The following is an 8,437-nucleotide window of genomic DNA, read 5'->3' on the forward strand; positions in this document are numbered from 1 at the left end:
CTTAGGAGAAATGGTCCGGTTATCACACCGGCCGAGAAAAAGGCATTTGCTCGTGCGTAAAACTCTTCTGGCATTGGCTGCTGTCGTGGCTTTTGGTGCGGTCTCGCAATCCTTTGCGGAGGGTGCAACCATCGTACCACCCGGCAACCGCAACGCCGAACAACCGGATGTTCCGGGCTCGTCGGCCCGCCGCACGAAAGGCTCCAACTCCACCTTCGAGCGTAAATACCAGAAAGTTCTGGACCTCCTTTCTACCGACAAACAGCTGATTTCCAAGATAAAATCGACGGCCAACCGCTATGGTATCGATCCCATTCACATGATCGGTGCCATCGTTGGCGAGCACACTTACAATGTCGATGCCTATGATCGGCTGCAATCCTACTACGTCAAGGCTGCATCCTATGCCGGCAACAGCTTCAGATTCGGCTACAAGGATGAAAGCATTGCGCAATTTTTGACGCATGCGCAATTTTCCAAATGCCAGTCGAAGCGGGATTCCGTCAGCCTCTGGACCTGCCGCGAAGATGTCTGGGACGACAGTTTCCGGGGCAAGAAGGTCGATGGCGTCAGCTACCCTGACAACCGCTTCAGTGCGGTTTTCTTCCAGCCTTTCTATGCAGGCCAGACCTTCGGTCTTGGGCAGATCAACCCGCTGACGGCGCTCATGCTGTCGGATATGGTGGCGCGCGTGTCGGGATTTGAAAAACTGGACGAGAATGACGCGGCAGCGGTTTACACGGCTATCATGGAGCCGGACCATTCGTTAGCGTATATGGCCGCCGCCATCCGCAAATCCATCGATGACTACAAGTCGATTGCCGACATGGATATTTCGAAAAACCCCGGCCTGACCTCCACGCTCTATAACCTTGGCGGATCACAACAGCGTGCCGCTGCACTCGCCCAGAGGATCCGCCAGAGCGGCGGGTCCCCGGTGTTTCCGGAAGAGAATTATTACGGCTGGCTGGTCAACGATAAGCTGCCGGAGCTTCAAAAGCTCCTGTAACTTTCGCAATGTTTTTCAGATTGTTTCCGGAAAGAAAAGATTTTGGCACCATCGTGTGATTGACGAGACGGGCTTTCAGCGTCCACTCTTGGCGGCAAGAATACCGACAAGGGAGATACAACGGTGATCCGTATTGAAGAACATGGTCTTTCATTCGACAAAACGCTCTATGATTTTCTGAAAGACGAGGTTCTGCCGGAGACCGGCGTGGATGCCAATGCATTCTTCTCTGGCTTCTCCGAGATCGTTCATGCGCTTTCACCTGTAAACCGCGACCTGCTGGCCAAGCGGGATGCGTTTCAGGAAAAGCTGGATAGCTGGTATCGCGACAACGGTGCGCCTGTTGATCTTGCCGCTTACGAAAGCTTCCTGCGCGATATCGGGTATTTGCTGCCGGAAGGCGACGCCTTCACGGTCGACACGCAAAATGTCGATCCGGAAATCGCTCGCCTTGCCGGTCCTCAGCTTGTCGTTCCCGTCATGAATGCACGCTACGCGCTTAACGCCGCCAATGCGCGCTGGGGCTCGCTCTATGACGCACTTTACGGCACGGATGCGATTTCTGACGATGACGGTGCCGAAAAGGGCAGGGGCTACAACCCCAAGCGCGGCGCAAAGGTCATTGCCTGGGCACGTGATTTTCTGGATCGTTCCGCGCCACTGGAAAGTGGCAGTTGGTCTGACATATCCGGTTTCAAAATTACCGATGGCGTTTTGGAAATCGGTGCTCACGGCAATTGGAATGGTTTGAAAGATCCAGCCCAGTTCGCTGGTTTCGGTGGCGATGCGTCTGCACCCTCGTCAATCCTTCTTAAGAAGAACGGCCTTCATGTCGACATCGTCATCGATCCGTCGACCAATATCGGCAAGAGCGATGCGGCAGGCATTTCCGACGTCGTCGTGGAATCGGCGCTGACGACGATCATGGACTGCGAAGATTCCGTGGCTGCGGTCGATGCGGATGACAAGGTCGTTGCCTATCGCAACTGGCTCGGCCTGATGCGTGGCGACTTGACCGAAGAGGTCGCCAAGGGCGGCGCCACATTTACCCGCCGCCTGAATGCGGATCGCAATTACACGGCGCCAGACGGTTCTGCGCTGACGGTGCCGGGCCGCTCGCTGATGCTGGTGCGCAATGTCGGTCACCTCATGACCAATCCCGCCGTGCTTGACCGCGATGGCAGGGAAATTCCCGAAGGCATTATGGATGCCGTCATTACCGGCCTGATTGCGCTCTACGATGTCGGTCCCAATGGACGCCGCCAGAATTCGCGCGCCGGTTCCATGTATGTGGTCAAGCCGAAGATGCATGGCCCGGAAGAAGTGGCGTTTGCCTCCGAGATTTTCCAACATGTGGAAAAACTGATCGGCATGGCACCCAACACCATCAAAATGGGCATCATGGACGAGGAGCGCCGCACGACGATCAACCTGAAGGAGTGCATTCGCGCCGCCAGGGATCGGGTGGTCTTCATCAACACAGGCTTCCTGGACCGCACTGGCGATGAAATCCACACATCGATGGAAGCGGGGCCGATGATTCGCAAGGGTGACATGAAGCAGGCGTCCTGGATCGCAGCCTATGAAAACTGGAACGTCGATATCGGTCTGGAATGCGGTCTGTCCGGCCATGCTCAGATCGGCAAGGGCATGTGGGCGATGCCCGATCTGATGGCAGCGATGCTGGAACAGAAGATCGCCCACCCCAAAGCCGGTGCCAACACGGCCTGGGTGCCGTCACCCACGGCTGCCACGCTTCATGCCACGCACTATCACAGTGTCGACGTGGCAAAGGTTCAGAATGGTCTGAAAAGCCGCGAACGCGCAAAACTGTCCGACATTCTTTCGGTACCGGTTGCGGTGCGTCCCAATTGGAGCGCCGAGGACATCCAGCGGGAACTGGACAACAATGCGCAGGGCATTCTGGGTTACGTCGTGCGTTGGGTCGATCAGGGCGTTGGTTGTTCCAAGGTGCCCGACATCAACAATATCGGCCTGATGGAAGACCGCGCGACATTGCGCATCTCGGCCCAGCACATGGCAAACTGGCTTCGCCACGGTGTAGTGAGCGAAGAGCAGATCGTCGAGACCATGAAACGTATGGCCGCAGTCGTCGATGGCCAGAATGCAGGCGATATGGCCTATCTGCCGATGGCCAAGAACTTCGAAAACTCCATCGCCTTTCAGGCGGCCCTTGAACTGGTGCTGAAGGGCAGAGAACAGCCAAACGGCTATACGGAGCCGGTTCTGCATCGCCGCCGCCTTGAGTTGAAAACGAATAAGTCCAACGGATGAGGCATCCTATGCCGTGAAGCGCGGGCCATCAGCGCTTCACCACCCTTACGGCCTGTCTGAATTGTAGAAACCAGGGCGTCTCCCCCAACAAAAAAGCCGCCGGGGACATCCCCGGCGGCTTTTTTCATCACTGTTTCAGGTGATCTTACTGGATCACGATGACCTTGGAGCCGCGGCCTGGACGGATACGGCTGTAGAGGTCGATCACGTCCTGATTGATCATGCGGATACAGCCTGATGAGGCGGCCGTGCCGATGGATGCCCACTCTGGCGAACCATGGATGCGGAACAGCGTATCCTGACCCTTTTCGTTGAAGAGATACATGGCGCGAGCACCCAGCGGGTTGGTCAGGCCTGGGCCCATGCCGCCTTCTACGTAACGTGCAACTTCAGGCTTGCGATCTGCCATTTCCTTGGGCGGATGCCACATTGGCCATTCCTGCTTCCACGCAACATAGGCTTCACCGGCCCATGCAAAGCCCTGCTTGCCAACGCCGATACCGTAGCGAACAGCCTTGCCGCCTGGCAGGATGTAGTAAAGGAAGCGCTCACGGGTGTTGACGATGACCGTGCCTGCCTTTTCCGGTGTTTCGTAGTTCACGATCTGGCGGTGGAAACGCTTGTCCACGCGGTTGATCGGAATGGCCGGAAGGGCGTAACCGGCATCGGTCGTCGCGCCATAAACTTCGTCGCCGAAGATCTGTGTCGTTTCAACATAGGCAGGTGCCGAGGCGGTCGCAGGCGTGGTCTGTGTCGATGTCGAGGCGCAACCGCCCAGAGCAAATACCGACGACAGGCCGAGGGCAGTCAAAATAGTGCGAAGTCGCATGATGTTCTCGCGGGAAATATCGCCATTTCAGGCGATGCATGAAGCTCTATTGAATAGATGGGTTATTTTCGATTAATCTTGTGTTGGCAAGCCGTTGCATCGCAGCAAGAGAATATGGCGCGCGAAATTGTGGCCGGATGGCCTTTTTGCAACATGAGAAGGCCTCAATGGCCCGGATTTATCCATGACTATTCTTTCCATCGTCAATAACAATCCGTTAATCGACGGTCGCCAATCGCAAAATGCGATGCTCGTGCGTCGTGGCGTTCAGATTTTATTGAATGAGATGCGGCACGCGGTCCTGCCTGAACTGGCGCTGTCCAGCGGTCGGAGAGCCGATCTCATCAGCGTATCCGTGAAGGGAGAGATATGGATCATCGAAATCAAATCCTCGATCGAGGACTTCAAGGTGGATCGTAAATGGCCGGATTATCGCCAGCATTGCGACCGACTATTCTTCGCCAGCCATAGTGGCGTGCCGCTGGATATCTTTCCCGAAGAGTGCGGGCTGTTTGTTTCGGATGGCTATGGCGCACATATGGTGCGCGAAGCGCCGGAGCATAAATTGCCACCGGCAACGCGCAAATCGCTGATGCTCGATTTTTCCCGCACGGCCGCCCGGCGCCTGATGATGGCCGAGTGGTCTACGGGCAAGGATTATTCCGACTGAATATTACTTCGGTGCGCGCTTGGCCAAGATGCGCTGCAATGTGCGTCGATGCATGTTGAGGCGCCGTGCCGTCTCCGACACGTTACGCTCGCACATTTCATAGACACGCTGAATGTGCTCCCACCGCACCCTGTCTGCCGACATCGGGTTTTCCGGCAGGTCCATCTTGTCGCCTTCGCGCTGAGTCAACGCGTTGAAGACATCGTCGGCGTCGGCAGGCTTGGCCAGGTAATCAAGCGCACCGAGCTTGACCGCAGTCACGGCAGTGGCGATGTTGCCATAGCCCGTCAGGACCACAATCTGCGTGTCATCGCGGTGCTGCCGGATGGCTTCGATTACGTCGAGGCCGTTACCATCACCGAGCCGCAAATCCACGACGGCATATTTGGGCGGTGCCAGCTTTGATTTGGCGATGCCTTCGCTCACCGATTCGGCTGTCTCTACGGTAAAGCCTCGGGTTTCCATGGCGCGTGCCAGACGACGCAGAAACGGGCCATCGTCATCGACGATCAGCAGGGAGGTGTCAGGCCCGATCGGGTTGGCATTTTCCACGGTTGTGGGTTCTGCCTCATGATTCTGGTGTTCGTCGCTCATGCCTGATCTCCCTGACCATTGCATTATACATATAGGTATTGGGCCGTGTTGCCGCTAGCGACGCCCAATCAACTCACTTACTTCTATTATCGTCCATAATGTCGCGAGGCCAGACAACTGTGACCCTTGCCCCTGCGGCATCTGGTCCGCGGTTCTCAAAGGTGAGCGCCGCGCCGGAGCGCTCGAGCAGCGTCTTTGCAATGAAAAGACCCAATCCCAGCCCGCCAGCGCGTGTCACGTCCTGACGTTTGGTCACGTAGGGCTCCCCGATCCGCGCCAGAATATCCGGTGCGTAGCCCTGGCCGTCATCCTCGATCGTCACCTTCACCTGCTGGGCGTCATGCTCAACGGTGACCGTCACCGATTCGCGCGCATAATCGACCGCATTCTCCAGCAGATTGCCGAGGCCGTAGAGAATGCCGGCATTGCGTGCGCCAACCGGCTCGCCGCTTCGACCGCTCTTTTCGACAAGCCGAAGCTTGATGCCGAATTCCCGGTGCGGTGCCATCACCTCTTCGATGAGGGAAGAGAGCGGAAGCTTGCGCAAATGCTCTTCACCCTCAGCAGATAGTGACGTCAGCCGCCGGAGAATATCGCGGCATCGTTGGCTTTGGCTGCGCAACAGCGCCACGTCTTCGCGAAAGCGTTCGTCCTGTCCCAGCTCTCTTTCCATTTCCTTGGCTACGACACTGATGGTGGCCAAGGGCGTGCCCAGTTCGTGCGCCGCCGCCGCCGCCAGCCCATCCAGCTGCGACAGGTGCTTTTCCCGCTCCAGAACCAGCTCTGTCGCCGCCAGCGCATCCGCTAGCTGGTTTGCCTCATGCGAGACACGATAGGCGTAAAAGGCTGCAAACAGCATCATGGCGACGATGGAGCACCAGATGCCGATATGGATGATGAGCTGGATGGGCAATGTTTCGCCCGGATACCAGGGAACCGGAAAGGGCGAGAACGCGATGGCCGTCACGCAAACCAGCGCAAAGATCAGGAGCATCAACGAATGTTTCATCGGCTGCGAGGCAAAGGCAATGATGACCTGTACACAGATCAGCGGCGCAAACGGGTTGGAAAGCCCGCCGGTGATGTAGATCAACGCCGTCAGTTGCAGCAGATCGAAAGCGAGGAGAAGTGTGGCTTCCCACGGTTCGAGACGATAGGTCGCCGGAAAACGTGCCGACAGGAAAAGGTTCGCGACGGCAAGCGCGCCGATCAGCACGGCGCAGGTCAAAAGAGGCAGCGGAAAATTCAGCCCGAAGGCAACGATCAGGATCGTCGCGCTCTGCCCCACCACCGCCAGCCAGCGTAACCAGACAATGGTTTGCAGACGGATGTGACGGCTGGCCCGGCCAAGCCGCGTGTTTTCTTCTGGCTGGGCTACCATCCGCCCGTCTCCTCTAAAGCATGTATTTCGCTTAGCGGTTTGCGATAAACACATGCGAAAAATAAACATTTATGTTCCGCGCGGCTTCACGCGATTGGTAGGTTGCGCCGAGGCGGGGTCTTCCGGCCAAGGATGGCGCGGATAGCGTCCGCGCATATCCGCCCGCACGTCTTTCCAAGAGCCTGCCCAGAAACCCGGCAGATCCCGTGTGGTCTGTATCGGCCTGTGCGCGGGCGAGGTCAATTCCAGAAGCAGTGGCAATTTGCCGCCTGCAACAGCGGGGTGTTGCTTCAGCCCGAACAGTTCCTGCACGCGAATGGTGATGGTCGGCTCTTCTCCATCATAGCTGATGGGGTGCTTCTGGCCGGTCGGCGCTTCGAAATGGGTCGGCAGCAGTTTCGGCAGTTCCCGCTGTGCCGCATGTGGGACAAGCGACAGAAGCCCGTCCATGATGCCACTGGGCCTGATTTCCTGAAGGCTTCTGGCGTCATGCTGGTAAGGGACGAACCATTCGTCCAGACGCGCAATCAGCGCCTCATTGCTCGTATCGGGCCACAGGTCGCCAATCGTCCTGTGCAAAAAGCCAAGGCGCTGGCGCAACTGCTGTGCCTCTTTGGAGAAAGACAGAATGGCAAGCCCGTGTTCCCGAATACCGTTGGCAAGTGCAAGGGCGGCTTTTTCACCGCCCGGTTTTCCAAGCGGCGTTTCCTCCAGAACGATGGCGCCGATGCGGGTGATACGGCGGGCACGGACCTGACCGCTGGCCTTGTCGAAAAACAGCTGGTCCTCTGTGCAGATCGCATCGGGCACATGCTCTTCCACATCTTCGCGACGTATCGAGGCCGCTGCCAGAATGCGCGGCTGCGCGGCACGCCCTGTCACATCGGCCACGACGAGCATTTTTTCCGTGGCCAGACGTTCCGTTTCGGCAAGTTCGGCCCCCCGGCCGTTTGCCATCACGTAACGTCCGCGCGCCCCGCGTTGAAAAGCGATGCGATCGGGATAGGCATGGAGTAGAAGTTCGCCGGCTGTGACAGGCGCGGCGTCTGTGTTTCGCCCCGCATTCCCGATAGAGGAGACAATCCGCCTGGCGAGACCTTTGGCCGCTACGGCCCGTTCACCCTTTTCATACTTGAAGCGCCGAAGCCTTTCCTCCAGATCAATATCGCTGCCGCCGAGCCCCTGTTCGGTCAGGAGCACAGCAAGCATGGCTGCCTCATTGCCATATCCAGCGTCATGCGCCGCTATCACCATGGCGGACAGCCGAGGGGGCATGGCCAATTCGCGCATTTTCCGGCCACGCGGTGTTATGGCCATCGTCGCATCCAGCGCGCCAAGGTTGGCCAGAAGCGCGCGGGCCTCCGTGAGCGCGGTCTGTGGCGGTTGATCCAGAAATGCCAGCGATGTGGGATCGGTCACACCCCAATGGGCAAGATCGAGCGCAAGGCCCGAGAGGTCGCTCGCCAAGATCTGCGGCGGGGTGAAGGCGGGAAGCGCAGCCGTCTGACCCGCATGCCACAGCCGGATGGCGATACCCGGTTCGGTTCGCCCGGCACGACCCGCCCGCTGATCGGCAGACGCGCGCGACACTTTTACCGTCTCAAGTCGCGTCATGCCGGTGGATGGCTCGAACACCGGCAGGCGCTGCAAACCGCTGTC

At 58.1% G+C, this 8,437-nt stretch carries 7 protein-coding genes (1 of these 7 running past the window's edge); 3 read left to right on the forward strand and 4 right to left on the reverse strand.

What is annotated here, in order from left to right; all coding sequences use genetic code 11:
• Positions 1–52 precede the first annotated feature (52 nt).
• Positions 53–1,009, forward strand: a complete 957-nt coding sequence (locus RMR21_RS14375; protein WP_498668648.1) for a DUF1402 family protein — start codon at positions 53–55, stop codon at positions 1,007–1,009.
• A gap of 123 nt (positions 1,010–1,132) precedes the next feature.
• Complete coding sequence (locus RMR21_RS14380) at positions 1,133–3,304, forward strand: malate synthase G (RefSeq protein ID WP_498668649.1); 2,172 nt, start codon at positions 1,133–1,135, stop codon at positions 3,302–3,304.
• Between the two features lie 145 nt (positions 3,305–3,449).
• Here RMR21_RS14380 and RMR21_RS14385 read toward each other — a convergent pair whose 3' ends face one another.
• Positions 3,450–4,133, reverse strand: a complete 684-nt coding sequence (locus RMR21_RS14385; RefSeq protein ID WP_498668650.1) for a L,D-transpeptidase — start codon at positions 4,131–4,133, stop codon at positions 3,450–3,452.
• A gap of 184 nt (positions 4,134–4,317) precedes the next feature.
• On the opposite strand from RMR21_RS14385, the gene RMR21_RS14390 reads away from it, so the two are divergent.
• Positions 4,318–4,803: an MmcB family DNA repair protein gene (locus RMR21_RS14390; RefSeq protein WP_498668651.1), complete on the forward strand. Its 486-nt coding sequence runs from the start codon at positions 4,318–4,320 to the stop codon at positions 4,801–4,803.
• A gap of 3 nt (positions 4,804–4,806) precedes the next feature.
• On the opposite strand, the gene RMR21_RS14395 is transcribed toward RMR21_RS14390, so the two are convergent.
• The 3 genes from RMR21_RS14395 to hrpB all read right to left on the reverse strand — a co-directional run.
• Entirely contained in the window at positions 4,807–5,397 is a 591-nt protein-coding gene (locus RMR21_RS14395; protein ID WP_498668652.1) for an ActR/PrrA/RegA family redox response regulator transcription factor, read from the reverse strand.
• A gap of 73 nt (positions 5,398–5,470) precedes the next feature.
• Positions 5,471–6,778 (reverse strand): ActS/PrrB/RegB family redox-sensitive histidine kinase, encoded by a 1,308-nt coding sequence (locus tag RMR21_RS14400; RefSeq protein ID WP_498668653.1) that lies wholly within the window; start codon positions 6,776–6,778, stop codon positions 5,471–5,473.
• Between the two features lie 69 nt (positions 6,779–6,847).
• Positions 6,848–8,437, reverse strand: partial view of an ATP-dependent helicase HrpB gene (hrpB, locus tag RMR21_RS14405; RefSeq protein WP_498670183.1) — the 3' portion only. Its footprint extends 882 nt past the window's final position; the window shows 1,590 of its 2,472 coding nt (coding positions 883–2,472); its start codon lies beyond the right edge, outside the window; its stop codon occupies positions 6,848–6,850.

Source organism: Agrobacterium sp. rho-8.1 (assembly GCF_033957725.1).
Classification (GTDB): Bacteria; Pseudomonadota; Alphaproteobacteria; order Rhizobiales; family Rhizobiaceae; genus Agrobacterium.

What these genes read in the sequence shown, in the direction of transcription:
- RMR21_RS14385 (WP_498668650.1), bottom strand. Translation starts at nt 4,133, where the DNA reads ATGCGACTTCGCACTATTTTGACTGCCCTCGGCCTGTCGTCGGTATTT.
- RMR21_RS14390 (WP_498668651.1), top strand. Translation starts at nt 4,318, where the DNA reads ATGACTATTCTTTCCATCGTCAATAACAATCCGTTAATCGACGGTCGC.
- RMR21_RS14395 (WP_498668652.1), bottom strand. Translation starts at nt 5,397, where the DNA reads ATGAGCGACGAACACCAGAATCATGAGGCAGAACCCACAACCGTGGAA.
- RMR21_RS14400 (WP_498668653.1), bottom strand. Translation starts at nt 6,778, where the DNA reads ATGGTAGCCCAGCCAGAAGAAAACACGCGGCTTGGCCGGGCCAGCCGT.